Annotated in this window: 23 protein-coding genes and 1 riboswitch; of the genes, 7 read left to right on the top strand and 16 right to left on the bottom strand. The window is 59.3% G+C overall.

All coding sequences use genetic code 11. The features are described 5' to 3' along the window. Nucleotides 1-25 precede the first annotated feature (25 nt). Nucleotides 26-2,227 carry an esterase-like activity of phytase family protein gene (locus BLR72_RS10225; protein ID WP_091947934.1) on the bottom strand — a complete coding sequence of 734 codons (2,202 nt, stop codon included), beginning with the start codon at nucleotides 2,225-2,227 and terminating at the stop codon, nucleotides 26-28. A 227-nt stretch (nucleotides 2,228-2,454) separates the two neighbouring features. Here BLR72_RS10225 and BLR72_RS10220 point away from each other — a divergent pair, with 227 nt between their 5' ends. Continuing rightward, the gene (locus BLR72_RS10220) at nucleotides 2,455-3,147 is read left to right on the top strand and encodes a DUF1013 domain-containing protein (protein ID WP_027231179.1); all 693 of its coding nucleotides are present in this window, start codon (nucleotides 2,455-2,457) and stop codon (nucleotides 3,145-3,147) included. A 146-nt stretch (nucleotides 3,148-3,293) separates the two neighbouring features. On the opposite strand, the gene BLR72_RS10215 is transcribed toward BLR72_RS10220, so the two are convergent. The 5 genes from BLR72_RS10215 to BLR72_RS10195 all read right to left on the bottom strand — a co-directional run bounded on the left by BLR72_RS10215 (nucleotide 3,294) and on the right by BLR72_RS10195 (nucleotide 7,339). Next, nucleotides 3,294-4,004 (bottom strand): helix-turn-helix transcriptional regulator, encoded by a 711-nt coding sequence (locus BLR72_RS10215; protein WP_027231178.1) that lies wholly within the window; start codon nucleotides 4,002-4,004, stop codon nucleotides 3,294-3,296. Continuing rightward, nucleotides 3,997-4,407, bottom strand: a complete 411-nt coding sequence (locus BLR72_RS10210) for a hypothetical protein (RefSeq protein WP_091947931.1) — start codon at nucleotides 4,405-4,407, stop codon at nucleotides 3,997-3,999. The genes BLR72_RS10215 and BLR72_RS10210 overlap by 8 nt, the downstream gene beginning before the upstream one ends. 25 nt (nucleotides 4,408-4,432) lie before the next feature. Further along, nucleotides 4,433-5,020 (bottom strand): DJ-1/PfpI family protein, encoded by a 588-nt coding sequence (locus BLR72_RS10205; RefSeq protein ID WP_091947928.1) that lies wholly within the window; start codon nucleotides 5,018-5,020, stop codon nucleotides 4,433-4,435. Nucleotides 5,021-5,049: 29 nt separating this feature from the next. Next, nucleotides 5,050-5,349, bottom strand: a complete 300-nt coding sequence (locus tag BLR72_RS22695) for a DUF1127 domain-containing protein (protein WP_113281490.1) — start codon at nucleotides 5,347-5,349, stop codon at nucleotides 5,050-5,052. Between the two features lie 85 nt (nucleotides 5,350-5,434). Further along, complete coding sequence (locus BLR72_RS10195) at nucleotides 5,435-7,339, bottom strand: propionyl-CoA synthetase (protein ID WP_091947925.1); 1,905 nt, start codon at nucleotides 7,337-7,339, stop codon at nucleotides 5,435-5,437. 125 nt (nucleotides 7,340-7,464) lie between these two features. Here BLR72_RS10195 and BLR72_RS22430 point away from each other — a divergent pair, with 125 nt between their 5' ends. Beyond that, nucleotides 7,465-7,626 carry a hypothetical protein gene (locus BLR72_RS22430; RefSeq protein WP_175492324.1) on the top strand — a complete coding sequence of 54 codons (162 nt, stop codon included), beginning with the start codon at nucleotides 7,465-7,467 and terminating at the stop codon, nucleotides 7,624-7,626. Between the two features lie 65 nt (nucleotides 7,627-7,691). On the opposite strand, the gene BLR72_RS10190 is transcribed toward BLR72_RS22430, so the two are convergent. The 5 genes from BLR72_RS10190 to tkt form a co-directional block, all read right to left on the bottom strand. After that, on the bottom strand, nucleotides 7,692-8,438 hold the full coding sequence (locus BLR72_RS10190) for an SGNH/GDSL hydrolase family protein (protein ID WP_091921035.1): 747 nt from the start codon (nucleotides 8,436-8,438) through the stop codon (nucleotides 7,692-7,694). Between the two features lie 81 nt (nucleotides 8,439-8,519). Further along, nucleotides 8,520-9,545 (bottom strand): class I fructose-bisphosphate aldolase, encoded by a 1,026-nt coding sequence (locus BLR72_RS10185; protein WP_027231173.1) that lies wholly within the window; start codon nucleotides 9,543-9,545, stop codon nucleotides 8,520-8,522. A gap of 270 nt (nucleotides 9,546-9,815) precedes the next feature. Then, nucleotides 9,816-11,009, bottom strand: a complete 1,194-nt coding sequence (locus BLR72_RS10180) for a phosphoglycerate kinase (protein WP_091947923.1) — start codon at nucleotides 11,007-11,009, stop codon at nucleotides 9,816-9,818. A 120-nt stretch (nucleotides 11,010-11,129) separates the two neighbouring features. Next, the gene (gene gap / locus BLR72_RS10175; protein WP_027231171.1) at nucleotides 11,130-12,137 is read right to left on the bottom strand and encodes a type I glyceraldehyde-3-phosphate dehydrogenase; all 1,008 of its coding nucleotides are present in this window, start codon (nucleotides 12,135-12,137) and stop codon (nucleotides 11,130-11,132) included. Nucleotides 12,138-12,195: 58 nt separating this feature from the next. Then, nucleotides 12,196-14,181 carry a transketolase gene (gene tkt, locus BLR72_RS10170; RefSeq protein WP_091947920.1) on the bottom strand — a complete coding sequence of 662 codons (1,986 nt, stop codon included), beginning with the start codon at nucleotides 14,179-14,181 and terminating at the stop codon, nucleotides 12,196-12,198. A gap of 347 nt (nucleotides 14,182-14,528) precedes the next feature. Between tkt and BLR72_RS10165 the strand changes: the two genes are divergently transcribed. Together BLR72_RS10165 and BLR72_RS10160 are read left to right on the top strand one after the other, a co-directional pair. Next, entirely contained in the window at nucleotides 14,529-14,801 is a 273-nt protein-coding gene (locus tag BLR72_RS10165; RefSeq protein ID WP_027231169.1) for a DUF4164 domain-containing protein, read from the top strand. Between the two features lie 22 nt (nucleotides 14,802-14,823). Then, complete coding sequence (locus tag BLR72_RS10160) at nucleotides 14,824-15,189, top strand: cell division protein ZapA (RefSeq protein WP_027231168.1); 366 nt, start codon at nucleotides 14,824-14,826, stop codon at nucleotides 15,187-15,189. Between the two features lie 7 nt (nucleotides 15,190-15,196). On the opposite strand, the gene BLR72_RS10155 is transcribed toward BLR72_RS10160, so the two are convergent. From BLR72_RS10155 to BLR72_RS10135, 5 genes are all read right to left on the bottom strand, one after another. Then, the gene (locus BLR72_RS10155; RefSeq protein WP_244506670.1) at nucleotides 15,197-16,867 is read right to left on the bottom strand and encodes an ABC transporter ATP-binding protein; all 1,671 of its coding nucleotides are present in this window, start codon (nucleotides 16,865-16,867) and stop codon (nucleotides 15,197-15,199) included. Nucleotides 16,868-16,951: 84 nt separating this feature from the next. Next, nucleotides 16,952-18,766 carry an ABC-F family ATP-binding cassette domain-containing protein gene (locus tag BLR72_RS10150; RefSeq protein WP_091947917.1) on the bottom strand — a complete coding sequence of 605 codons (1,815 nt, stop codon included), beginning with the start codon at nucleotides 18,764-18,766 and terminating at the stop codon, nucleotides 16,952-16,954. Between the two features lie 131 nt (nucleotides 18,767-18,897). After that, nucleotides 18,898-19,230 carry a glycine zipper 2TM domain-containing protein gene (locus BLR72_RS10145; RefSeq protein WP_091921023.1) on the bottom strand — a complete coding sequence of 111 codons (333 nt, stop codon included), beginning with the start codon at nucleotides 19,228-19,230 and terminating at the stop codon, nucleotides 18,898-18,900. 274 nt (nucleotides 19,231-19,504) lie between these two features. Then, nucleotides 19,505-19,786: a hypothetical protein gene (locus BLR72_RS10140; RefSeq protein WP_027231165.1), complete on the bottom strand. Its 282-nt coding sequence runs from the start codon at nucleotides 19,784-19,786 to the stop codon at nucleotides 19,505-19,507. Between the two features lie 86 nt (nucleotides 19,787-19,872). Next, nucleotides 19,873-20,517 carry a thiamine diphosphokinase gene (locus BLR72_RS10135; RefSeq protein ID WP_091947914.1) on the bottom strand — a complete coding sequence of 215 codons (645 nt, stop codon included), beginning with the start codon at nucleotides 20,515-20,517 and terminating at the stop codon, nucleotides 19,873-19,875. A 374-nt stretch (nucleotides 20,518-20,891) separates the two neighbouring features. Next, nucleotides 20,892-21,010, top strand: a riboswitch (TPP riboswitch). Between the two features lie 44 nt (nucleotides 21,011-21,054). On the opposite strand from BLR72_RS10135, the gene thiB reads away from it, so the two are divergent. Genes thiB through thiQ form a run of 3 tightly spaced genes read left to right on the top strand, consistent with a single transcriptional unit; the run spans nucleotide 21,055 to nucleotide 24,455 of the window. Next, a complete protein-coding gene (gene thiB / locus BLR72_RS10130) occupies nucleotides 21,055-22,071 on the top strand; it encodes a thiamine ABC transporter substrate binding subunit (protein ID WP_091947911.1) in 1,017 nt (338 codons plus the stop codon). Between the two features lie 4 nt (nucleotides 22,072-22,075). Next, nucleotides 22,076-23,710: a thiamine/thiamine pyrophosphate ABC transporter permease gene (thiP, locus tag BLR72_RS10125; RefSeq protein ID WP_091947908.1), complete on the top strand. Its 1,635-nt coding sequence runs from the start codon at nucleotides 22,076-22,078 to the stop codon at nucleotides 23,708-23,710. Then, a complete protein-coding gene (gene thiQ / locus BLR72_RS10120) occupies nucleotides 23,703-24,455 on the top strand; it encodes a thiamine ABC transporter ATP-binding protein (RefSeq protein ID WP_091947905.1) in 753 nt (250 codons plus the stop codon). Before thiP ends, thiQ begins: the two co-directional genes overlap by 8 nt. Nucleotides 24,456-24,557: the final 102 nt, after the last annotated feature.

Genomic DNA, 24,557 nt, shown 5'->3' with positions numbered 1-24,557 from the left:
CCCGGTCGATTGCTACCCGGCGTTATCAGTTGGTCGCCTGCACCTTGCCGACGCTGAAAAACAGGGTTTCGCCGGAGGAGCCATCGACACCGTCATTGTCGGTAACGGCATAGCCATTGCCATCGGAATCGATGGTGAAACCTTCAAGCTTCTCAACGACATAGCCATTCGAAGCTTTCAGATCGTCCATGAAGTCGTGGGCAAGCACCTTGGTCACGACCGGAAGCTTGTCGCCGATCTTGGCCGGCTTCAAATCGTCGAGCGCGATGCGATAGAGCCGCTTCACCGCGGCCTTCTGGCCGATCTGGTTGTCACGCTCGATGATATAGAGCTGACCGTCATGGGCGGTGATCTCCGAGAGGCCGACCCAGCCATTTTCCGTCTTGTCGAGCGGATAGGAGACCGCGCTCCAGCTCTTGTCCTTGACGTTATAGGCAAGGAGCTTGACGAAACCCTTCTCGTCATCCTTCCACTCGCGCTGAATCGCCATCCACAGAACCGCATCATCGCCTTCACCAACGCGGGTTATGCCTTCAAGGCCAAAACGCGTCTGGTTCGGAAGCAGTTCTTCCGGAAGGGCGATTTCCTTCTTGATCTCGCCCTTGTCGTTCACGTTGAGGATCGCATGCGGGACGAGCTTTGCCTGGTCGCCTTCGTTGGCGAGCCAGAAGCCACCCTGACCGTCCGTGGTGATGCCTTCGATATCGAGCTTCTGCGCCGCCTGTCCGCCGCGCTTGACAGTGAGCGCCTCGGTGATTTTCGCCGGCGCCTGTTTGGCATCGATGGTGAAGATCGAGGGGGAAGCGTAGTAGAACGAGTCGGAGACAGCGTAGAGCTTGCCGGGCTCTTTCAGATCGCCGACGAGGCCGGAAAGAGCGCCCCAGCCGAGCGGCGTGCCGTCATCCTTCGTGGTCGATACGATCTGCGGATAATTAGGCTGCTGTTCCTTGAGTTCATAGATCATGACGTGTGAGCGCGCGCCGCCATCTTCGACGAGATCGCTCTCGTTGGCTGTAACCAGAAGGTTGCGCGAGGGAATGGCCAGAACGCCTTCAGGTCCAATGCCCGAGGGGAGCAGCTGCACGAATTGCGGCTCCGCGCCATTATCCTTGTAGACGCCGACGAGCGAAGCGCGCTCGCTGGCGACGAAAAGATAATTGGTGTCGCCGAACTTGCCCACTTCGGCGCCTTCGAGCTCGACGCCCTTCTTGTTACGCTTGTCGGGGTAGTGCCCAGCTTCCGCCATCTTCCATTCGAGCGAGGGGCCGGATTCATAAAGCAGCTTGCCGTCCTTCGAGAAGATACTGAAGCTGCGGGAGCCGCCCTTGTAATCGCCTTCATTGGCGATGACAAAGCGGTCATTGTCCAGCCATTTGACGGTGTCGGGCTCGCGCAGCACGCCCTTCATGCTGCCGTCGAATTTGAGTGCGCCGTCATTCTTCACGTCGATCTTGTCGAGATCGACGGTGCCGGCGGAGAAATGGTTGACGATCTTGCCGGTTGCCGCATCGACAATGGCGATATGGTTGTTTTCCTGCAGCGTAACGGCGATCAAATTGTCCTTGTTGATCGAGACGAACTCGGGTTCGGCATCCTGCGGTGCGATTTCGGAGAGCCCGATCAGTTCAACAGTCTTCATGCCGGCGCAGTCCGCCGCGCCGTCCTTCAGCGCCAGAACCTTGAGATTTCCGGATGGCATCTGCGGCAGCGCGCCTTCATTGATCTCTTCGTCACGTTCGTTTTCGATGACGATGGCAGCGAAGGTCTGGTCCGGTGAGATCGCAACCGAGTCCGGCTGGCCGCCGAGATCGCAGCTGGAGACGACCTTGCGTGACGCGATATCGATGATGTCGAGGCGGCCCGAGGGGTTGGCCCTGTCCTTGGACGTATTGACCGCGGCAAAGACCGTATCGCCGAGCGCTGCAACCGAGGTCGGCTCACCCTCTACCTTGATGATGCCGCCTGCCTGCGGCTTTGCCGGATCGGTGATATCGATGAAGCCGATCGAACCGTAAGGGCTATCCGAATAGATCAATGTCTTGCCATCACCGGAAACGGTGATGATCTCGGAAGAAGTCGGCTTCGACTTGTCAGCGTCCTTCGGCAGATTATCGGCTACGGCAAAGCTGGCGATCCGGTTGAAAATGGGGTCGGCAGACGCAGGCATGGCAACGGATGCAAGAAGTGCCGCGCCAAGCCCGACGTAGAGCGTGTTCCTGTTAGACATTAGTAGACCTCCGATTGTAATTGCGGAGATCGATGGCGTAGATGCATTGCAGTGCGATGACACTTTGATGACAGTTCGATGAAACGGCTCCGGAGCAGATTCCTGCGGCTGAATCCGATTCTTGCTCATCGGTTAAAATGAAGGTATATAGCGCCTCGAATTCCCGGAAATTGTGGTTGAACCCACGTCCCGCGCCACCGGAGCGGACGAACGAGAGGATTATATCTATGGCCACCCAGCTTCTTATGCCAAAGGCAACGGCCGTCTGGCTTGTCGACAATACAGCCCTTTCTTTCGAACAGATCGCCGCTTTCTGCAAGTTGCATCCGCTCGAAGTGAAGGCGATCGCCGATGGCGAGTCCGCACAGGGCATCAAGGGCCTCGACCCGCTGATCACCGGCCAGCTTTCGCGCGAGGAGATCGCGCGTGGCGAGGCCGACGTCAATCACAAGCTCAAGATTTCCGATCCGAAGGTCCGCGTTCCCGAGACCAAGCGCAAGGGCCCGCGCTATACGCCGCTTTCCAAGCGTCAGGATCGCCCAAATGCCATTCTCTGGCTCGTCCGCAATCATCCGGAGTTGAAGGACGCACAGATTTCGCGTCTCATCGGCACGACAAAATCGACGATCGAGCAAATTCGTAACCGTACCCACTGGAACTCCAACAACCTGCAGCCGATGGACCCGGTGACGCTCGGCCTTTGCTCGCAGATCGATCTCGACATCGAGGTCGAGCGCTCGTCGCGCGGCCGTCCCGCCCAGCCGGTCGAGAGCGGTGATACCTTGCTGCCGGCTTCGGCAACCGAGAACCTCGACGTACAACCGCAGGTTCGCGACGAGGACGAAGAACTCGACGCCGACAAGGTCTTCGCCAAGCTGTCGTCCCTCAAGGGCCGCAATCAGGACGAAGACGAGGAATAGGCTCTGCCTCGTCGCTTGACGGGGACTTAAGGAAATAAAAAAAGCTCCGTCCGCGGAGCTTTTTTATTGCCGGGAAATATTATGACGGATTCGAAACCAGGCCCTAACCCAGCTCGCAGACATGATTCGGCATGCCTTGCCAGCTTTTAAGATGCCTTCGCCCGTGTCTCCGGCGTCTCGCTGAGTTCAACCCGGCGATAGAAATCGGCAAGCGTCTTGCCGCGCTCCTGCCGGAAAATGCGGTCAATCTTCTCGACCTTGGCAATGCGGTCGATGCGGAACGTGCGGAAATCATTGCGCAATTCGCACCAGCTGATCAGCGTCCACACCTTGCCCCAGAACCACAGCCCCAGCGGCCGGATGTCCCGCATGCTTTCCTTGCCTTCAAGGTCCGTATAGGTGATCGAAAGGACCCGGCACTGTTCGGCGGCGTTTTCCGCAAGATCAATCAGCGACCGGTCGTTCTCGGTAATGCTCGTTCCGGAAGCATGGATATGTGTGTTGGCGATCCGCGGGCGTTCTTCCTTGGGCAGTACAGCACCGATCTTGATGATGGCTTCCTCGGCAGCACGTGCCATAGAGGCGCCGCCCCAGGCGGTAATGAGCCGTGCACCGGCAACGAGCGCGACCACCTCGTCGCGCGTGAACATCAGCGGCGGCAGGTCGAAGCCTTCACGCAGGATGTAACCGACGCCCGCTTCGCCATCGATCGGAACGCCGGTCGATTGCAGATCGGAAATATCGCGATAGATCGTGCGCTCCGACACTTCGAGTTTCTCAGCGAGCTGGCGCGCTGTCACGAGCCTGCCGCCACGCAGTTTCTGCACGATCTGGAATAGCCGGTCCGCCCTACGCATCGCTCAATCCTTCCCGCCGGCGCTGTTCGAGGACAAACGCCGGACCAAAGGAGAGCTTGGCAACCGTCGGCGTCTTGATGTTGACGACACGCCAGAACGGCGTGATCGCCTCGACATCGCCTGTTCGCTGATATGCCTCATAGGCAGCTTCCGCCACCGTCCGCAGGTGAAACCCGGTGGTAATCGGACAGGTAACCTCCGCACCATGCGCCTTCGCCATCGCCCGGCGCATGGACTTCACATCCATCTCGGCGCCTTCGGGAAGACCGCGAATGAACTCATCGATCTCCAGCGCCGTTGGCACGAGCATGATCTCACCGGCCTTCATGCCGGCAATACTGATCGGCGAAGGCTTGACCTCGTGCCGATCCTCGGAATTCAGCTTTTCAGTCCACGTCTTCATATTACGCGTCCTCACTCGGCCAATGTCAGGCCGTCTGGTATTCCTGCGCGATGAACGCACGCATCTCGGCCACCTGGCCAGCCTGCTCCGGCATCAGCGCTTCAAGGAAACTCGTGGCAAAGGTGCCCGGTGCCGCGCCGGATGCGCTGACGATATGACCATCGCGCACTGCATGCGGCACATCCTGGTAATGCTCCGCGCCCTTGTAATCGCCGATCCTTGACTGCAGCCATCCAGCGCCATTACTGGTATGGCGTCGGCCTTCGAACAGGCCCGCGCGGGCGAGCGCCAGCGTCCCGCCGCAGATGGCCCCGACGATGGCGCCCCGCGACAAAGTCGCATTCAACAGGGGCGAAATGTCAGGAGCGTCTTCCTCCGGCCACAGGTCCGAGCCGATGATGGCGAGACCATCGAGATCGGCATTCTCATCCGGCGCAACACCCCGATCCGGAATGAGCTTAAGTCCACCGATCGAGCGGAGTGGACCTTGCGACGGCGACAGGGCGACGATGCGCCCGCCGAACCATTCAGTAGCGGAGCCGGAAAGCAGACCGAATTCCCAATCGGCAAACTTGTCTATAAATACCATTCCGATCAGCTTCTTCGGTTCCATGCCGCCACTCCCATTGCCGCTCTGAAAAATCAATATTCTAGCCCGAAACGCCGGGATTTGCTTGTCTTTTTGGGCTGGAATGCTCTTGTCCAATCAATATGCCGCAGGGGAAGGTCGACGCCGGCACTGTCGGTGCCGACGTCTGCATTCCTCATTGCGCCACGGCGTGCAAGACGCTCTGCATAAGCATCCGGCCAGCCGATATCCTTAAGCACATGCTCGGGAAGCGAATTGAGATGGCGCTCCGTGCGCAGTTCCTCGCGATACGCTGCGAAGTCAGTCAACAGACGCCTTACTGTCTGAACAATGCCAAAATCTACGTAAGTCATAACCCTGTCTCCTTGTCATCACGGAGACACTATCGCACACCCCTCCTGACAACCTTCTGTCAGGAGGATGTCATGAGAACTCAAATCATTTTCGGCCTATACCGCGAGCCTCGAGGACCACGATGATCTCATCGAGAATTGCCGGGTCGTCGATCGTGGCCGGCATCTTCCAGGGCTCCTGATCGGCGATCTTTTGCATCGTCCCGCGCAAGATCTTGCCGGATCGCGTTTTAGGCAGCCGCTTGGCCGTGATGGCCAGCTTGAACGCCGCTATGGGCCCGATCCTTTCGCGAATGAGCACCACGCAATCCTGTTCGATATCCGCTTCGGCGCGCGTCACGCCGGATTTGAGGACGATGAAGCCGCATGGCACCTGACCTTTGAGATGGTCGGCAATGCCGATCACCGCGCATTCGGCAACGTCCGGATGGCTTGAAAGCACTTCTTCCATCGCCCCCGTCGAAAGGCGATGCCCGGCGACGTTGATGATGTCGTCGGTGCGGCTCATGATATAGACATAGCCCTCCTCATCGACGATCCCGGCATCGGCGGTTTTGTAATAGCCGGGAAACTCGCTGGTATAGGCGTCGCAAAACCGCTTGTCGGCGTTCCACAGCGTGGGCAGGCATGAGGGCGGCAGCGGCAGCTTGACAACGATGTTGCCGAGGTCGCCGCGCTTGACGGGGTGGCCGGCATCGTCGAGGACCTGAATGTCATAGCCTGGCATCGGCACCGTGGGCGATCCGTACTTGACCGGCAACATGCCGAGACCCGCCGGATTAGCCGCCATCGGCCAGCCGCTTTCCGTCTGCCACCAATGATCGATGACCGGCACCCCGAGCTTCTCCTCGGCCCATTTGATCGTGTCCGTATCGGCGCGTTCGCCCGCCAGAAACAGATATTTAAGCGAGGACAGATCATATCTGGCGATGAATTCGCCCTTCGGATCCTCCTTTTTGATGGCGCGGAATGCGGTTGGCGCGGTGAACAGCACCTTGACCTTGTGCTCCGATATGACCCGCCAGAATGCACCTGCATCCGGCGTACCAACCGGCTTGCCCTCATAGATGATGCTGGTGGCGCCGATGAACAGCGGTGCATAGGCGATATAGGAGTGACCAACAGCCCAGCCGATATCGGAGGCCGCCCAAAACACCTCGCCGGGCTTGGTATCGTAGATCGCCCCCATCGACCAGGCGAGCGCCACGAGATGCCCGCCATTGTCGCGTACGACGCCCTTGGGCTGGCCGGTCGTGCCCGATGTGTAGAGGATATACAGCGGATCGGTTGCCTCGACGACCGCACAGGGCACCTTGCGCCCGCGTGCGGTCGCCACCGCATCGGCATAATCAAAATCGCGATCCGCAACGAGTTCGTGCGGCTGCTGCGGACGCACCAAGATAAGGCAGGTCCCGACCTTGTGCGCGGCCTGCTCTATGGCCTTGTCGAGCATAGGTTTGTAAGCCACCACGCGCCCGGGTTCGAGGCCGCAGGACGTCGCTATGATCATGACCGGCTTGGCATCGTCGATGCGCGTCGCCAGTTCATGCGCTGCGAACCCGCCGAAAACAACGGAGTGAACGGCGCCTATCCGGGCGCAGGCGAGCATTGCGACGATGGCTTCCGGTACCATGGCCATGTAGATGATAACGCGGTCGCCCTTGCCCACACCCTTGCCGATCAGAACGGCCGCGAGCGCATTGACCTCGTCAAGGAGCTCGGCATAGGTGATCCTGCGCTGCGTTCCGGTGACTGCGCTATCATAAATCAGTGCGGGCTGATCGGCCCTGCCCTGTTCGACATGCCGATCAACGGCATTGTGGCAGGTATTGCACTGGGCCCCGGCATACCAGCGCCCGTAAGGGCCTTGCTCTGCGTCAAACACCTTATCCCAGGGCTTGAACCAGTCTATCGCCACGGCCGCATGAGCCCAGAAGGCCAGCGGATCGGTTTGCCACTCGCGATAAACGTCCTTGTATCGTGATGTCATGTATTTCCTCCCGAGTTTGGCAGCATCCGCAATGTGCGGGCCAGAGTCAAAGGTCGAATTGACAGTGTACGGTCAATCCCCCACAACTCCGCCACCGACCCGACAGCCTCCAACCACCGGACACCATGCTCAAGATTCTGCCCTTTGCACTGATATTGATGATGGTGCTTCACATCATCAAGCCGCTCGGTTGGCCAGGCATGAAGAAGCGAGGCGATTTCTGGAAGATCGCCGCCGGCGCCATGCTGGCCATGTTTCTGGTGGTGGTGATCGGGCATACGAGTTAGATCAGTTCCGCGTCCGAAGATGCAGGTTAGATTCTGACCATCTTGAGCGTTTCGCCCGGATTCCCCTAAAGCAATTCCTGTCCGTTCTCGGTCTCGGCGCGGTTGAGAATGAACGGCACCAGATGCTTCGCCCAGGCGTCATAGCCTAGCGCCGAGGCATGGAAACCATCCGCAGCAAAGCCCTCCGGCCCTTCAATGGGAAGCCGTGTCGCAGCGACGGCCATGCGCTCACGGCAAAGGCGCTCGCCGAGTTTGTTTATCGCGTCAGCGCGCCCTTCGAGGATGCGGCCGAGCAGTTTCGGCATCGCCGGCACATCGCGAAAATCGATGACCTTCGACCAGACGATATGAGCCTCCGGCCACTTTGCCTTGAGCGCATAGAGCAGACCGCCGAACTCCCGTTTGAAGCGAGGCAATGAGTGGAAATTCTTGGTATCGTTCGTTCCGGTTGTCAGAACGATATGGGTCCACATGCCGCGTTCGAGGTTGGGAACGACATGGTCGCGCAACTGGCCCGAGGTTGCCGAGTTGAACCCTGCGGCGCGCCAGATGATCTTGCGGCCCGTACGACCCTGCAGATGCACGGCAAGCCTGACGCATAGCCCTTGCCATGGATCGTTTACACCGACGCCAGCCGAAGACGAATCGCCGATAACAAGCAATCGAATGGCCGGATCCTTGCCCGCAATCTCCCCAACAGGCAAACCTGCAGGCGGCGCCATGCGCTCCGTCCTGAGCCGCACGCCAATGCCCTGCCAGGCGTAGACCGGGTAGAGCAGCCAGCTGAGGAGGGGATGGAACGGCGATGTCATGCGCGGTTGAATACTCCACGAAAAAACCCGGACTGATACCAGCCCGGGTCCATCAGATACGCTTCTATAGATAAAAAACGCTTAAGCGGCCTTTTCGAGGTCCTTCTTCCAGCCGCCCATCGCAGCAAGACCGTTCATCTTGGCGCGGTGCGTAAACGCACGCTGGCCGGCCGCGACATTCTCAGACTTGCCCTTCCAGGCGCTCAGCGCCGCAGCCTGCAGCGCGCGGCCATAGGAGAAGGTCAGCTTCCACGGCGTCGTGAAGTTCGCGTTCATCGCCGAAAGATGCGCAGTCGCTTCCTCGTCGCTCTGACCGCCGGAAAGAAACGCGATACCCGGCACGGCGGCCGGCACGGTCGCCTTCAGGACGCGCACGGTCTGTTCTGCGACTTCGTCCACTGAAGCCTTGCGGGCTTTCTGGCCATCGATGACCATGTTCGGCTTGAGGATCATGCCTTCGAGCTTGACACGGGCATCGTAGAGTTCGGCGAAGACTGTCTTCAATACGAGCTCGGTCACCTCGTAGCAACGCTCAATCGAATGCGTGCCGGGCTTGCCGTCCATCAACACTTCCGGCTCGACGATCGGCACAATGCCGGCTTCCTGGCACAGCGCGGCATAGCGGGCGAGCGCTTGCGCATTCTGCTTGACGGCGCCCCATGTCGGCAATGTGTCGCTGATCGAGATGACCCCGCGCCATTTAGCAAAGCGTGCACCGAGGCCATAATATTCGGCAAGGCGCTCGCGCAGGCCGTCGAGGCCCTCGGTGATTGTTTCGCCCGGGTAGCCCGCAAGCGGTTTTGCGCCGGCATCGACCTTGATGCCAGGAATGCAGCCATCGGCCTTCATGATGTCGACGAACGGCGTGCCGTCCTTGGCGCTCTGGCGGATCGTCTCGTCGTAGAGAATGACGCCGGAAATATTATTCCGCATCGCATCCTGCGAACGGAACAGCATCTCGCGATAGTCGCGCCGGCTATCGGCAGTCGATTCCAGGTCGATCGTGTCGAAACGTTTCTTGATCGTTGCGGTGCTCTCATCGGCAGCAAGAAGCCCCTTGCCGTCAGCAACCATTGCAATCGCGATATCTTCCAGGCGTTCGCTCATAGATTATTTTACTCCGTTTCCCATGCGTTGGCGCATATCAGAAGCCTAGGGGAAACAAAATGGCGATCCAAGCTATTGAAACGATTGAAATTTTTTCAACCGATTTAACAGCATAACATTTTCTTTTGTTCGTTAACTGGAAAATCGCTCAACGCCGGGTTGAGCCCACGCCGACCTATCGAGCGGCGGCGACAAAGCCGAGGATTTTGGCTCTGCCGGTCGCATAGATTTGACCCTCCCCCAAGCGGGGAGGGCAAGGCGTCGCTGATCTTATTTCTTCAACACGTCGACGCCAGGAAGCGGCTTGCCTTCCATCCATTCCAGGAAGGCGCCCCCAGCCGTCGAAACATAGCTGAAATCGTCGGCAACGCCCGCATGATTGAGGGCGGCGACCGTATCGCCGCCGCCGGCGACTGAGACAAGCTGGCCAGCCCGGGTACGTGCAGCGACATGCCGGGCCGCAGCGACTGTCGCCTGGTCGAAGGGGTGCAGTTCGAAGGCACCGAGCGGACCGTTCCACACCAGCGTCTTTGCATCATCGATGGCGCCCTTGATCCGCTCGATCGATTGCGGACCGACGTCAAGGATCATGCCGTCTTCAGGGATGGCATCGAGCCCATAGGCACGGTGCGGGGCGTTTGCCTCAAAATGCCATGCCACCACCGCATCGACCGGCAGGATGATCGTGCAGTTTGCGGCATTCGCCTTGGCCATGATTTCGCGCGCTGTCGCGGCCAGATCGTGTTCGCACAGCGACTTGCCGACCTTTACCCCCTGTGCGGCGAGGAAGGTATTGGCCATGCCGCCGCCGATGACGAGCGCATCGACCTTCTGCACAAGATTGCCGAGAAGGTCGAGCTTGGAAGAAACCTTGGCGCCACCGACAATGGCGACGACAGGACGCTGCGGATTACCGAGGCCCTTTTCGAGAGCCTTGAGTTCCGCCTCCATGGTGCGACCGGCATGGGCGGGCAGAACACGGGCTAGTCCTTCGGTCGAGGCGTGGGCGCGGTGCGCTGCCGAGAACGCGTCGTTGACGTAGATGTCGCCATTTGCCGCAAGCGCCTTGACGAAAGCGGCATCATTCTTTTCTTCGCCCTTGTGGAAGCGTGTGTTCTCCAGCAGCAATACATCGCCGTTGTTGAGCTTCGCCACTGCTTCCGCTGCCTTCTCGCCGATGCAATCCTCTGCGAACTGAACATCGCGGGCGATGACCTTGGAGACGGCGTTGGCGATGGGTTTCAGCGAGAATTCGGGCGTCGGACCATCCTTGGGCCGGCCGAAATGCGCGAGCAGGACCACCTTCGCGCCCTTGTCTGAAAGTTCGACAATGGTCGGGGCGACACGCTCGATGCGGGTTGCGTCGGTGACGACGCCATCGGCGACAGGAACATTCAAATCCACGCGCACAAGGACGCGTTTTCCTGCAACGTCGGCGTCATCAAGCGTTTTGAAAGCTGGCATCGTCTTACCCTCTATGGACTATTTACCCGGCCCTGCAGGCCAGAAAGATTGGTGGACCATCAAAAACAAAATGGCGGGTGTTGTCGACCCGCCATCCTGAAACCGTCAAAGCGTGACCAATCAGATCACCTTGCCGAATGCGACTGCGGTGTCGCCCATGCGGTTCGAGAAGCCCCATTCATTGTCGTACCAGGAAAGGATGCGCACGAAGGTGCCGTCCATGACCTTGGTCTGGTCGATGTGGAAGACCGAGGAGTGCGGGTCGTGGTTGAAGTCGATCGAAACATTCGGCGAATCCGTGTAGCCGAGAATACCCTTCAGCTTGCCGTTGGCAGCGGTCTTGATCGCTTCGTTGATCTCCGCAACCGTGGTCGGGCGCTTGGCAATGAACTTGAAGTCGACAACCGACACGTTCGGCGTCGGTACGCGGATTGCAGTGCCGTCGAGCCTGCCATTAAGTTCCGGCAGTACCAGGCCGACGGCCTTGGCCGCGCCGGTCGAGGTCGGGATCATCGACAAAGCTGCGGCACGGCCGCGATAGAGGTCCTTGTGCATCGTGTCGAGCGTTGGCTGGTCGCCCGTATAGCTGTGGATCGTCGTCATAAAGCCATGGTCGATACCCACCGCTTCGTTGAGCACATAGGCAACCGGCGCAAGACAGTTCGTGGTGCAGGAGGCATTGGAAATGACCATATGCTCCTTGGTGAGCTTATGGTCGTTGACGCCGAAAACGACGGTCAGGTCCGCGCCTTCCGCCGGAGCCGAAACGATGACGCGCTTGGCGCCAGCCTCGAGATGCGCGGCAGCCTTGTCGCGGGCGGTGAAGATACCCGTGCATTCAAGCGCGATATCGACGCCGAGTTCCTTCCACGGCAATTCGACCGGGTTGCGTACGGCGGCCACCTTGATGGGCCCACGACCGACGTCGATCGTATCGCCGGAAACCGTGACGGTTCCAGGGAAGCGCCCGTGAACGGAATCATAGCGCATCAGATGGGCATTGGTTTCGACCGGGCCGAGATCGTTGATGGCAACGACCTCAATATCGGTACGTCCGGATTCGACGATTGCCCGAAGAACATTGCGGCCGATGCGGCCAAAACCGTTGATTGCAACGCGAACTGTCATTTCTGTCTCTCCCTGAGGGTTAGGAGCCCTTGGTTGGATTATGCTGGAAATCGTCTGGTTATTTCAACTTGCCTTCGGCCGCTGCGACAATTGCGTCCGCGGTGATTCCGAAATGCTTGTAAAGCTCTTCGATCGGGCCACTGGCGCCAAAACCGGTCATGCCGATGAAGATGCCGTCGAGACCGATGAAGCGATCCCATCCCATGCGGATTGCCGCTTCGACCGCGACCTTGACGGGCGCATCGCCGAGTACCTTGGCCTTGTAATCATCGCTCTGTTCCTCAAACAGTTCAAAGCACGGCACGGAAACGACCCGGGTCGGATGACCGTTGGCTTCAAGCTGGTCGCGGGCCGCGAGCGCGATCTCGACTTCGGAACCGGTTGCGAAAATTGTTACCTCGGCCTTGCCGCTTGCGGCGGCGAGTTCGTAGGCACCGTAGGCGCATTTGTTTTCATCGACATGTTCGGCACGCACCGTCGGCAGGTTCTGACGGGTGAGCGCCAGGGTCGAGGGGCGCTTGCGTGATTTTAGCGCGATCTCCCAGCATTCCGCGGTTTCAACGACGTCCGCCGGGCGGAATACGTAGTTGTTGGGGATGGCGCGCAGGGCAGCGAGGTGCTCGACCGGCTGGTGCGTCGGACCGTCTTCGCCAAGTCCGATCGAGTCATGCGTCATGACATAGATCACCCGGATGCCCATCACGCAGGAAAGGCGCATCGCGCCGCGCGCGTAGTCGGAGAACGTGAGGAAAGTGCCGGAATAGGGAATAAGGCCGGCATGCAGCGCGATGCCATTCATCGCTGCTGCCATGCCGTGCTCGCGGATGCCGTAATGGACATAGCGCTGGCCGTAATCTTCCGGGGTGATATTCTTCGTCTGCGTCGTCTTGGTATTGTTGGAACCGGTCAGATCGGCGGATCCGCCGATCGTTTCCGGGACAATGCCATTGATGACTTCAAGCGCCATCTCGGATGCCTTGCGCGTGGCAACCTTCGGCTTTTCTTCCGAAAGCTTTTTCTTGTAAGCGATGATTGCGGCTTCGAAGCCGGCAGGCAGGTCGCCCGCAACGCGCCGTTCGAATTCCGCGCGCATACCGGCGTCGACGGAGGCGAGACGGTTGCTCCAGGAAGCATGCTCCTTCAAAGAACGCTGACCCGCAGCGCGCCATGCCTCCAGAATGTCCGCGGGCACGACGAAGGGCTCTGCGGTCCAGCCGAGCGCCTTTTTGGCGCCGGCAAGTTCTTCCGCGCCGAGCGGCGAGCCATGCACCTTGTTGGTGCCGGCCTTTGTCGGCGCACCGAAACCAATCGTCGTACGGCAGGCGATCATCGTCGGCTTGTCGGACTTGTGCGCATCCTCGATGGCAGCGGCGATAGCCGCCTGGTCGTGGCCGTCGACTTCGAGCGTATGCCAGCCCGACGCTTCGAAGCGGGCGCGCTGGTCGGTGTTGTCGGCAAGCGAAACGGGGCCATCAATGGAAATATTGTTGTGATCCCAGAAAACGACGAGCTTGTTGAGCTTCAGGTGACCGGCAAGTGCGATCGCCTCCTGGCTGATGCCTTCCATGAGGCAGCCGTCGCCGGCGATGACATAGGTGTGGTGATTGACGAGATCATTGCCGAAATGGGCGTTCATGATGCGCTCGGAAAGCGCCATGCCAACCGAATTGCCAAGACCCTGGCCGAGCGGCCCGGTCGTCGTCTCGATGCCCGATGCGTGACCATATTCCGGGTGGCCGGCTGTGCGAGAGCCGAGCTGGCGGAAATTCTTGATCTCCTCGATCGTCATGTCCTCGTACCCGGTGAGGTAGAGAAGCGAATAGAGCAACATCGAGCCGTGGCCCGCGGAGAGGACGAAACGGTCGCGATCCGGCCAATGCGGCGCTTTCGGATCGAACTTGAGGAACTTGGTGAAAAGGACGGTCGCAATGTCGGCTGCGCCCATGGGAAGGCCGGGGTGGCCCGAATTGGCCTTTTCAACGGCCTCCGCCGACAGGAAGCGGATTGCATTGGCCATTTGGTTGGATTTTTCAGAATTGGTCATGGTTACCGTCTTTCGTGGAGGAAAGGAGACGCCGTTTCTGGAAGCCGGTCAGACAATATCCAAAAGGCACGCGACACATAGCAGGTGTCATCAGGGAGTCAATAAAACCAGCCCCGGACCGGGCATTATTGGCCGGTCCGATTGCGCCAAATCCGGTGATTTGTCACGGTTTGCGACAAAATTTGATCGCCGGTGATCCCGCGCGTCATTCGATTATCGGTGCATGACTTGATCATGACAGCGCGGATTGATTGACGCAACGTTCATGCAACCTCTAGACTCCAGTCCATAAGCTGTTCTTCTTTTTTGCGATTCGCGAAAAGGTCGACACATAAGGGGAAGCGAAAATGGCATCGGAGGCCACCCTCAAACAGGTCCTTGAACGATTGGGAAAAGCTTTGGCCGCGCTCGAGGATGCGGTGGACATGCGATTGGAGCACGAGGGCGATTTCGCCGAGGCTGAAGAAGAAGTCCAGCGCATGAACATGGACCGTCGCAAGCTCGCCCAGGAACTCGATGCATCCGAGGGACGCGCCGAGCGTCTGGAGGCCGCAAACAAGGAAGTTTCGCGCCGTCTCGTAGCCGCGATGGAATCCATCCGCACCGTTCTGGACCGCTGAAGGGCTGAAGGGAGCTTACGCCATGGCCACTGTTACCGTAACGATCGATGGCAAGGCCTACCGCATGGCATGCGACGAAGGCCAGGAACAGCACCTGACCGGCCTCGCGGAGCGTTTCGATCAATATGTCACTCACCTTAAATCCTCGTTTGGCGAGATCGGCGACCTGCGCCTCACGGTCATGGCCGGCATCATGGTGATGGACGAGTTCAACGAGTTGCAGATGCGGGTGAAGGGGCTCGACAACGAGGCAGAGGCCCTGCGCAAGAGCCGCGACGAGGCCCTGATGCGCGCCGACAAGAACGATGCGGCAATCACCGGCGTTCTTTCGGAAGTGACGAACCGCATCGAGACGCTGACGACCAAGCTTTCGCCCAAGCCAAACTAGGCCACCGTTACGACACGAAGGCGCAGCCATCGGCGAGCCGGATAACACGATCCTCCGGGCGGATGACCGTTTTCCGATGGGTAATGGCGATGATGGTTACCTCGTCTTTCAAACGGCGCAGCCCTTGCATGATGTCGGCCTCTGTACCCTCGTCGAGAGCGGAACTCGCCTCATCGAGCAGAAGCACCCTCGGATTGGCGTAGAGCGCACGGGCAATGGCGATACGCTGGCGCTCGCCGCCTGAGAGTTTCAATCCGCGCTCCCCGACAACGGTCGCAAAACCCTCGGGAAGCTGGGCGATGAAATCGTCGATGGCAGCGTTGGCGGCCGCCTTGAGAAGCAGCTCGCGGTCGAGCGGCCGGCCGAGCACGATATTCGCCTCGATCGTGTCGTGCAGGAGCATGATTTCTTGCGGCACGACGCCGATCGCCTTGAACCAGTCGGAGCGTGCAATGGTCTTCAGATCGACCCCGTCCGCCGTAATGCGCCCTGATTGCGGCTCCAGCGATTTCAGGGCAAGCTTGAACAGGGTCGATTTGCCTGCACCGGTTTCGCCGGTGATGAAGGTCACCCATCCGCGTTCGACACAAAAACTAATGTCTTTCAGTCGTTTGGACTCGCGGTAGCCAAAAGCGACCTTGTCGAAACACAGGGTTCCCTTGACGAGGGTAAACACATTGTTTGTGCTGGGTTCAGGCTCTTCCGGCGCCATCCACATCCGTGCGAATGGCAAGAATTCGGAATAGGACTTCACCAGGTCGTCGATGGCATAGCCGATCATTTCGAACGGTTGATTGAGCTGCAACAACAGCATGTTGAACAATACGACATCGCCTACCGAGAGTTCGCCTGCCCGATAGCGCGGAAGCAGGATAACGAAAGCGATTACCAGTTGAAGCGCCAGCGCCGTTCCATGGACGCAGGCGAAGCCAATTTCGATATTTACGTATTTTCGCCACTTCGCGCGAACCGTCCGCGCATTTTCCGCAAAGCGCTCTCCTACCCAGTTCGCGCTTCCGAAATAGCGCAGCGTTTCCATCGAATTGACCGAATTGCCGACAAAGCGCGCGTTTTCCTGGCTCGTTTCAATGGCTACATCGAGATGCGGCCGTTCCCATTTGTTGGAAAAGTAGGTGGCCGCGATGAAGAACGCACCGTAGCTGAACACAATCGCGGCAATTTCCCAGTTGATCGTTGCGCCTAGCGTGACCATGGTCAGCGTAATGCGGATTAAACCTGGCAGGATTGCCAGGATCCCAAGCTGTATCACGCCGGCGAGCGCGTGTTGGCCGCTCGACTGGGCGCTTTGAATCTCCGCAGGATTATGATCGATGAAGAAGGCGACGTGCTTTCGCAGCAACCTTGCGAAAAAGCTCGTCCCGGCAATGAAATTGACGTTTTGCGCATTCATGAACGACAGGCTTTGAACGACGCGCTCCAGCGCCGTCTGCAAACCCTGAAACACGGCATATGTCACCCAGCCCAAAAGCAAGCTCTCGGCAAGTTTGTCCGCGCCAAGGCGATCGACCAAACGCGAGAAAAAATAGGGGGCCATGACCGATGTAACAGCCGACAGGGCCACCACCGCCGCGATCAGGAGAAGCGTCCAGCGCGATTGTCGCCAATAGATATGAAGAATAGAGCGCAAGGGCTCGGCTAGCACGCGCCAATCGACCAAGGTTCCGGCTCCGGACAGGTGGGAAAGCCGGCAATCTCTTGCAGGAGCGCGTCGGGGGCAACCCCTACCTTGGACTAAATGATTTCAGCCTTCGATCTCTTCGCGCAGCATTTCGAGTTCGAGCCATTCATGCTCATTCGCTTCGAGGCTATGCCGCTTCTTGGCGATGTCGTCGACGGTCTTGTTGAAGAGACCGGCATTCCTGGCGAAGAGGTCCGGATCGGCGAGTTTCTTTTCGAGCGCGGCAATTTCCGCATGCAGCGTCTCGATCTTTGCCGGCAGCGTTTCGAGCGCGAATTTCTGCTTGTAGGATAGCTTGCGCTTTTCCTCTCGCGCCGGCGCCGCTTTTCCTGGCTCACTCGTCGCGGCGGACGCCTTCGCGCCCTTTATTTCCTTGCGTGTCGCCAGCGCTTCCTTGCGCTGCGCCAGCATGTCCGTGTAGCCGCCGGCGTATTCGAGCCAGCGTCCATTGCCTTCCGGCGCGATCACCGACGTCACCGTACGGTCGAGAAAATCGCGATCGTGGCTTACAAGCAGCACGGTTCCCGGAAAGCCCGCGACCAGTTCCTGCAGCAGATCGAGCGTCTCCATGTCGAGATCGTTGGTCGGCTCGTCCAGCACGAGAAGGTTTGCGGGTCGGGCAAGAACGCGCGCCAGCATCAGCCGCGCCCGCTCGCCGCCGGAAAGTTCGCGGATCGGCGTGCGCAATTGCTCCGGCTGGAACAGGAAGTCCTTCATGTAGGAAGCGACATGGCGTTGCTCGCCATTGACGATGACGTTCTCGCCGCGCCCGTCCGTCAAATAGTCGGATAGCGTCTGTTCGAGATTGAGGCTGTCGCGCCTCTGGTCGAGCACCGCGATTTCAAGATTGGTGCCAAGTTTCAGCGTGCCGCTGTCGGATGCGAGCTGGCCAGTGAGCATGGAGAGAAGCGTGGTCTTGCCGGCACCATTTGGCCCAACGAAACCGACGCAATCGCCGCGCTGGATGCGCGTCGAAAAATCATCGACCAGGATATTATCGCCGTAGGCCTTGGACAAATGCTCGGCTTCGATGACGAGCTTGCCCGATTCCCTTGCGTCGCTGGCCTTCAGGACAGCCGTTCCCTGCGCACGCCGGTGATTGCGGAATTCGCTGCGCATGGTCTGCAATTCGCCAAGGCGGCGCATGTTGCGCTTGCGCCGCGCGGTGACGCCATAACGCAGCCAATGTTCCTCACGCACGATCTGTCGCCCGAGCTTGTGAAGGTCGCGTTCCTCTTCTTCGAGGATCTTGTCGCGCCATTCCTCAAAGCCGGCGAAACCCTGTTCGAGCCGTCTGGTAACGCCGCGATCGAGCCAGACGGTCGTACGGCTGACGTTTTCGAGAAAGCGCCGGTCATGCGAAATGACTACGAGGGCCGAGCGCATCTGGCGAAGTTCGCCTTCCAGCCATTCGATCGTCGTCAGGTCGAGATGGTTCGTCGGCTCGTCGAGAAGCAGGATATCCGGCTGCGGCGCGAGCACCTTGGCAAGCGCCGCCCTGCGCGCCTCGCCGCCCGAGAGATTGTCCGGCTTTTCTTCGCCGGTAAGCCCCAGATGTTCCAGCAGATAGCCGACGCGGTAGTGGTCGTCGGCGGGTCCGAGCCCGGCTTCCACATAGTCGTGGACATTTGCAAAGCCATCCATGTCCGGCGCCTGCGCGAGATAGCGAACTGTCACGCCCGGATGCTTGAACACCTCGCCGTCGGTCGGCGCAATGAAGCCGGCCGCGATTTTTAACAGCGTCGATTTGCCCGAACCATTGCGACCGACTAGGGCAATGCGATCCCCCTCGCTGACGGAAAGCGCAGCATCGCTCAGGAGCGGCGTGCCGCCGAATGTCAGCGCAATCTGGTCGAGACGAAGCAGTGGTGGGGCCATGAAGAATTCAAATCCAGCGGTACAGACAGACCGGGGTTGCCGGGCGCATGGCCTTTTCGGCGAGAAACGTGCCTCTGTCAAATAAAACAGGCCGGAATTTTCCGGCCTGTCGTTGGACTATGCGTTGAAAATCAGTATCCGCTGCCGCCATAGGCGCCGCCGCCATTGCCTTCGCAAGGCGCGGTATAGATCGAGCCGTCACGCCGCTGGTAGCGGCAGAGGTTCTGCGTCTGGCCTTGCGGCGTCGTTACGGTACCGATTGCGGCACCGAGCAAGGCACCGCCTGCTGCGCCAACCACCGTGCTCTTCGTGTCATGCCCCAGCGCCTGCCCGGCAATCGCACCCAGGCCACCGCCAATCAGGGCGCCCGTCCCTCCACGTACGTTTTGCTCGCTCGTTGCGCAACCGGCAACAGAAACGGCCAGCAGCGCGGATACCGCAATCGCGGTCAGACGTAACTTCATGACAAATCCTTTCATGTCCAAAACAGATGCGGCGGACCCTGCTGTGCCAATAAGGCAGAAGAAAGTTTTCCGTCGCGCTTACCAACAAATTATGGCGGAGCGCTCGTCGATATTCTCGGCTCGTGTCCCGAGGATCATGGCTGTATGAAGCCGGTGGAGGGTCTGCGTACGCCACGCTCACCTACGATCAGTAGCGTCGTTGGGCTATTCCGCCCTGGCCCAAAAAAAACAGGCCGGGAAAATCCCGGCCTGTTCTTATGCTGGAAATAACAGATTATCGGCACGGAGCCTGATAACGCTGGCCATAACGATTCTCGTATGTGCAATAACGATTGCTATTGTTGTTGGTGGCAGCACCAACCAAAGCACCACCGGCACCGCCGATTGCAGCACCTGCAAGGGCGCCCTTGCCACCGTTGATTGCACCGCCAGCCAATGCACCCAATGCCGCACCGCCTACGCCGTAGCCGGCGACGCGCTGATCAGAAGTGGTGCACCCGGCGGCCGAAAACGCCAGGAGTCCGGCGACTGCAATCGTGGACAAACTTTTCAACATGGAAGACCTCTCCCGTTGTTAGAACCAAATTTCAACAGCTTGCGTCCCCAATGCTGTCCTGCAACAATTGCATCTAGCGCTTTTTTTTACAAGCCGGGCGCCGGTTGCAAGGCAGCAATCAGGATTGCCTTACCTGAATCGAGCGATACCCGGAGAGTTCCGCGTACCGAATTCGAGACAGTAAGCGATGAACCGAAAGAAAGTTCCATATTTTGCAGCGGCCAGCGCGCGCCTTCGATAAAAAGCCCGTGCAATGGCGAAAATGCAACAATGCTGAAGAGCGTATCTTCGGGGAAATCGAACCTGTAGGAACCTGCGACCAGCGGATGCGCTTCTTCATCACCGCTGGAGAGGATTATCTTGCGGCCCTCGGCCGCATGGGCCGTCGCCATGGTGAGATGCAGGAGCGTGTGATCGGTGCGCGAACCGCCGAACGCCCCGCACAGAACGACTTCCGTTGCTCCGAGCCGATAGGCCTCGTTGAGCGCCAGCTCGCCGTCCGTCATATCCTTTGCAGCCGGGAAAACCGAGCGGGGAACATGCGCATAACGCCGGTCGAGTTCGGGTGACGTCGAATCGAAATCGCCGAGCCAAAGCTCGGGTTCGAGGCCGAGGGCTTCGGCATGTGCTATGCCGCCATCGGCCGCAAGGACGCGGGCACCGGCGACGAGGTCCCTGAGGCGATCATTGGCGTGGACGGTTCCGCCGAGAAGAATGACAAACTTGCTCATGACGCGGCCATAGCATGCGGCACTCGCGCCGCATAGCGTCGTTCAGCGTGGCATGAAGCTGCCGGGCAAAGGCACGCGTGCGAACGCTAAAACCCTGTAAGCTGCACCAGCGAGATACCGTAGAATATGTAAGCCCCGATTGCCGTGGCGATGGCGATGACCACCAGCATGGCCCCATCCGTGAGTTCGAACATTTCTGCCCCCTTAGTCTTCTTATTGTTCTGAAGGGAAATCTAGCAGATTCGGGGACGCATGGCTTCACACAAATCCGGGTTAATCAGCGCGGATTAACCGGCCCCCCGACATTGCGATCGCAACCACACGCAAGACGGGCAATCGGCTTGCGCCGACCAATGTTTTTCTTTAATCTTTGCAACGCTCTAACGGGGTGCCTGCCAGAAATGACAGGCTGAGAGGCACAAGGTGAAACACCTGCCAACCCGCGGAACCTGATCCGGTTTGTACCGGCGGAGGGATTAGACGCGGCATCACAGCCGGCGCACCAATCCTTTTGAACATCAAGCTAAGGAGGCGCCGATGCGGCCGCTAACGACACTATTGAAATTTGCACTCATGATCGGTGCGCTGGTCCTCGCTTTCCCGGCGGGTGCCAACGCCGAAGGCAAGCTCACCGTCTATACCTATGAAAGCTTCACCGCGGAGTGGGGCCCCGGCCCCAAGGTTAAAGAGGCTTTCGAGAAACAGTGCGGTTGCACGGTCGACTTCGTTGGCGTGACCGACGGCGTTGCCCTTCTTAACCGGTTAAAGCTCGAAGGCGCTGCAACGAAGGCGGACATTGTGCTCGGTCTTGATACGAACCTCACCTATGAGGCGGCAGCGACCGGCCTCTTCGCACCGCACGGCATCGATACGAAGGCAGTAGCAATTCCGGGTGGCTACAAGGACGATATTTTCGTGCCCTTCGACTATGGCTACTTTGCCGCGATTTATGACACGGAGAAGCTGACGAACCCTCCCGCGAGCCTCAAGGACCTCGTCGAAGGCGATCCGAAACAGAAGATCGTCATAGAGGACCCGCGTACTTCGACGCCGGGCCTCGGACTGCTCCTGTGGGTAAAATCGGTTTATGGCGACAAGGCGGGGGAAGCTTGGGCCAAGCTCAAGAACCGCGTCTTGACCGTTACGCCCGGTTGGTCGGAAGCATACGGCCTCTTCACCAAGGGTGAAGCGCCGCTTGTCCTCTCCTATACGACATCTCCTGCCTATCACGAGATCGCCGAAAAGACCGAGCGCTACAAGGCGGCCTCGTTCGCCGAAGGCCACTATCTGCAGGTTGAGGTCGCGGGCCAGACCACGACGGGCGCGAAGAACCCGCTGGCCAAGGAATTTCTTGCCTTCATGACCTCGCCTGCCTTCCAGGACGCCATCCCGGAAAACAACTGGATGTTCCCGGCGGCAAAAACCAGCGCGCCGCTGAACCCGGCCTTCGACAGGCTGGTAAAGCCCGTAACGACCCTGATGTTCTCGCCGGAGGAAGTCGCCAAGAACCGCAAGGCCTGGATCGACGAGTGGCTTGCGTCGATGAGCCTGTAACGCATTGACGCCCACCATCTCCCTCAAACCTTTGGCCGGGGCACTCGCCCTGGCCTTTCTCGCCCTGCTTGCGGGGGGAGCCTTGCTCGGTCTCCTGAGCGAGGCATTGCGTGGCAATACCGAAGGCTTTGCTGCATTCGACAGCTATTTGTGGAGAGTTGCACGCTTCACCCTGTTGCAGGCCGTTCTTTCAATGCTGCTCTCGATCGCCTTTGCCATCCCGCTGGCCCGGGCCCTCCATGCCAATCCTGATTTTCCGGGGCGGCCGATGATCTTGCGCCTTTTCGCCCTGCCCCTAGCCCTGCCTGCGCTTGTCGCTGTGCTCGGGATCACCAGCATTTACGGACGCAACGGCCTTCTCGCTGCGCTGTTCGCGCAATCCGGCTCTGAAATCATACCGAACATCTACGGCCTCACTGGCATTCTGATCGCCCACGTGTTCTTCAACCTGCCGCTGGCAACGCGGTTCATTCTCGCCAGCCTCGATTCAATTCCGGAAGATTACTGGAAGCTCTCCGCTCAGCTCGGCATGCGCGCATTGGCGCAGTTTCGCCTGATCGAATGGCCGGTAATACGGCGCAATCTTGCCGGCATTGCCGGGCTGATCTTCATGCTGTGTATTACGTCTTTCACCATCGTGCTGACGCTTGGCGGCGGGCCGCGCGCGACAACGCTGGAAGTGGCGATCTACCAGGCGCTCCACTTCGACTTCGATATCGCGCGTGCCGTATCGCTGACCCTGTTGCAACTGACCCTGACGGTCGCGGTACTTTTGCTCCTCAGCATGGCCGGCCGGCCTACGGAAGAGGGGTTCAGCCTGCGCACGACGGCCCGGCGCTTCGATAGGCCCTATGCCCGGGCAAGGTCGTTGGATACTATCCTCATTCTCGTCGGCGTGCTCTTCGTGGGACTGCCCATGGCAGGCACCGTGGTTTCCGGTCTTTCTGCCGACCTTTGGCGTTTGATGGGCGAAACGCAGGTGTGGCGGGCAATCCTCACGAGCCTCTGCCTTGGCGCTGGCGCCGGCCTTCTTGCAACGCTGATTTCGCTCGTCCTCGTTACGGCACGCGAGGACATCGCAAACCGCCGCCGTTACGGAACGCCCGGCATTTTTGAACGCGCCCTTGACCTTGGCGCCAGCCTCATCATGGTTGTGCCACCGATCGTCATCGGAGCGGGGTGGTTCATCCTGTCGCGCCATTTCGTCGATCCGTTCAGGCTTGCGCCGGTAATGGTCGTGAGCGTCAATGCGGCGATGGCAATTCCATTCGCATACCGCATTCTGCGACCGGCCTGGGATACGGCGGCGAGCCGCCATAATCGGCTCTGCGCGGAACTGGGCATCAGGGGATGGAACCGGCTCCGCCTCATCGACTGGCCGGTATTGCGGCAGCCTTTGTGGATTGCCTTTGCATTCGCAATGGCGCTTTCGCTCGGCGATCTCGGAACGATCGCGCTTTTCGGAAATGACGCTGTCCAGACGCTGCCCTACCTCCTGTTGCAGCGCGTGGGCAGCTATCGCACTCAGGATGCGGCCGGTCTCGCCCTGATACTCGGCTGCCTGTGCTTGCTCCTAATGATCCTTGCTGACAGGGCCGCCAACCGCCTGAAGACACGCGAGGTACGTAGCGATGGTTGAACGCTGGAGTGACGGAACGCGGCGGGGCGCGGAAATTCGTCTCGAATCGGTGGATTTCAATTATGGCGAGATGGCGATGCATTTTGACCTTGTCATCGAGCCTTCCTCCATCGTCACCATCATCGGGCCGAGCGGATCGGGGAAATCGACGTTGCTTAACCTCATCGCCGGCTTCGAGCCGGCTAAGTCTGGGCGTATTTTCATCGAGGGCAAGGACGTGACGCGCGCCGCCCCGGCCGAGCGGCCGGTCTCGATGGTGTTTCAGGAGAATAATCTGTTTGCTCATCTCGATGTCGCGGCCAATGTCGGGCTGGGCCGGCGGCCGGATTTGCGCCTTGACGTCGCCGACCGTGCCGCGATCATGGAAGCAATCCGCAAGGTCGGTCTGGCCAGCAAGGAGCAAAGGAAGCCTGAAGCCTTGTCCGGCGGCGAGCGCCAACGCGTCGCCATTGCCCGGGCTCTTGTGCGCAAGCGGCCGGTACTCCTGCTCGATGAAGCTTTTGCGTCGCTGGGACCGGCGCTGCGCCATGAAATGCTTGACCTCGTCGAAACCCTGCAGCGCGAAACCGCGATGACCGTGGTCATGGTCACCCATCATCCTGACGATGCGCTGCGCATGGGGTCAATCCTGGTCTTTCTCGACAATGGCACGATCGCGGCCAAAGGACCCGCACAGGAACTTTTATCCGAACAAGGACCATCGCTGTTGCGGAAATACCTCGGTACGAAAGACTCTGACCTTTGACATATTTTCGACGCCTTGGCTTACTTAAGAAAAAACCATGAAATTCTTGCTCAGGACAGTTCATCGGGATAGCAAGAAGGATGGTACGCGAGTCTGCTGCTT

Origin of the sequence: Phyllobacterium sp. YR620, assembly GCF_900104165.1 — a bacterium.
Classification (GTDB): domain Bacteria; phylum Pseudomonadota; class Alphaproteobacteria; order Rhizobiales; family Rhizobiaceae; genus Phyllobacterium; species Phyllobacterium pellucidum.
Note: the sequence above shows the minus strand (reverse complement) of the source record. Positions and strands in the feature narration are given on the sequence as shown.

Bases quoted from the DNA above. Each gene is read 5' to 3' on its own strand.
- BLR72_RS10225 (WP_091947934.1), bottom strand. From the start codon at position 2,227: ATGTCTAACAGGAACACGCTCTACGTCGGGCTTGGCGCGGCACTTCTT.
- BLR72_RS10220 (WP_027231179.1), top strand. From the start codon at position 2,455: ATGGCCACCCAGCTTCTTATGCCAAAGGCAACGGCCGTCTGGCTTGTC.
- BLR72_RS10215 (WP_027231178.1), bottom strand. From the start codon at position 4,004: ATGCGTAGGGCGGACCGGCTATTCCAGATCGTGCAGAAACTGCGTGGC.
- BLR72_RS10210 (WP_091947931.1), bottom strand. From the start codon at position 4,407: ATGAAGACGTGGACTGAAAAGCTGAATTCCGAGGATCGGCACGAGGTC.
- BLR72_RS10205 (WP_091947928.1), bottom strand. From the start codon at position 5,020: ATGGAACCGAAGAAGCTGATCGGAATGGTATTTATAGACAAGTTTGCC.
- BLR72_RS22695 (WP_113281490.1), bottom strand. From the start codon at position 5,349: ATGACTTACGTAGATTTTGGCATTGTTCAGACAGTAAGGCGTCTGTTG.
- BLR72_RS10195 (WP_091947925.1), bottom strand. From the start codon at position 7,339: ATGACATCACGATACAAGGACGTTTATCGCGAGTGGCAAACCGATCCG.
- BLR72_RS22430 (WP_175492324.1), top strand. From the start codon at position 7,465: ATGCTCAAGATTCTGCCCTTTGCACTGATATTGATGATGGTGCTTCAC.
- BLR72_RS10190 (WP_091921035.1), bottom strand. From the start codon at position 8,438: ATGACATCGCCGTTCCATCCCCTCCTCAGCTGGCTGCTCTACCCGGTC.
- BLR72_RS10185 (WP_027231173.1), bottom strand. From the start codon at position 9,545: ATGAGCGAACGCCTGGAAGATATCGCGATTGCAATGGTTGCTGACGGC.
- BLR72_RS10180 (WP_091947923.1), bottom strand. From the start codon at position 11,009: ATGCCAGCTTTCAAAACGCTTGATGACGCCGACGTTGCAGGAAAACGC.
- gap (WP_027231171.1), bottom strand. From the start codon at position 12,137: ATGACAGTTCGCGTTGCAATCAACGGTTTTGGCCGCATCGGCCGCAAT.
- tkt (WP_091947920.1), bottom strand. From the start codon at position 14,181: ATGACCAATTCTGAAAAATCCAACCAAATGGCCAATGCAATCCGCTTC.
- BLR72_RS10165 (WP_027231169.1), top strand. From the start codon at position 14,529: ATGGCATCGGAGGCCACCCTCAAACAGGTCCTTGAACGATTGGGAAAA.
- BLR72_RS10160 (WP_027231168.1), top strand. From the start codon at position 14,824: ATGGCCACTGTTACCGTAACGATCGATGGCAAGGCCTACCGCATGGCA.
- BLR72_RS10150 (WP_091947917.1), bottom strand. From the start codon at position 18,766: ATGGCCCCACCACTGCTTCGTCTCGACCAGATTGCGCTGACATTCGGC.
- BLR72_RS10145 (WP_091921023.1), bottom strand. From the start codon at position 19,230: ATGAAGTTACGTCTGACCGCGATTGCGGTATCCGCGCTGCTGGCCGTT.
- BLR72_RS10140 (WP_027231165.1), bottom strand. From the start codon at position 19,786: ATGTTGAAAAGTTTGTCCACGATTGCAGTCGCCGGACTCCTGGCGTTT.
- BLR72_RS10135 (WP_091947914.1), bottom strand. From the start codon at position 20,517: ATGAGCAAGTTTGTCATTCTTCTCGGCGGAACCGTCCACGCCAATGAT.
- thiB (WP_091947911.1), top strand. From the start codon at position 21,055: ATGCGGCCGCTAACGACACTATTGAAATTTGCACTCATGATCGGTGCG.
- thiQ (WP_091947905.1), top strand. From the start codon at position 23,703: ATGGTTGAACGCTGGAGTGACGGAACGCGGCGGGGCGCGGAAATTCGT.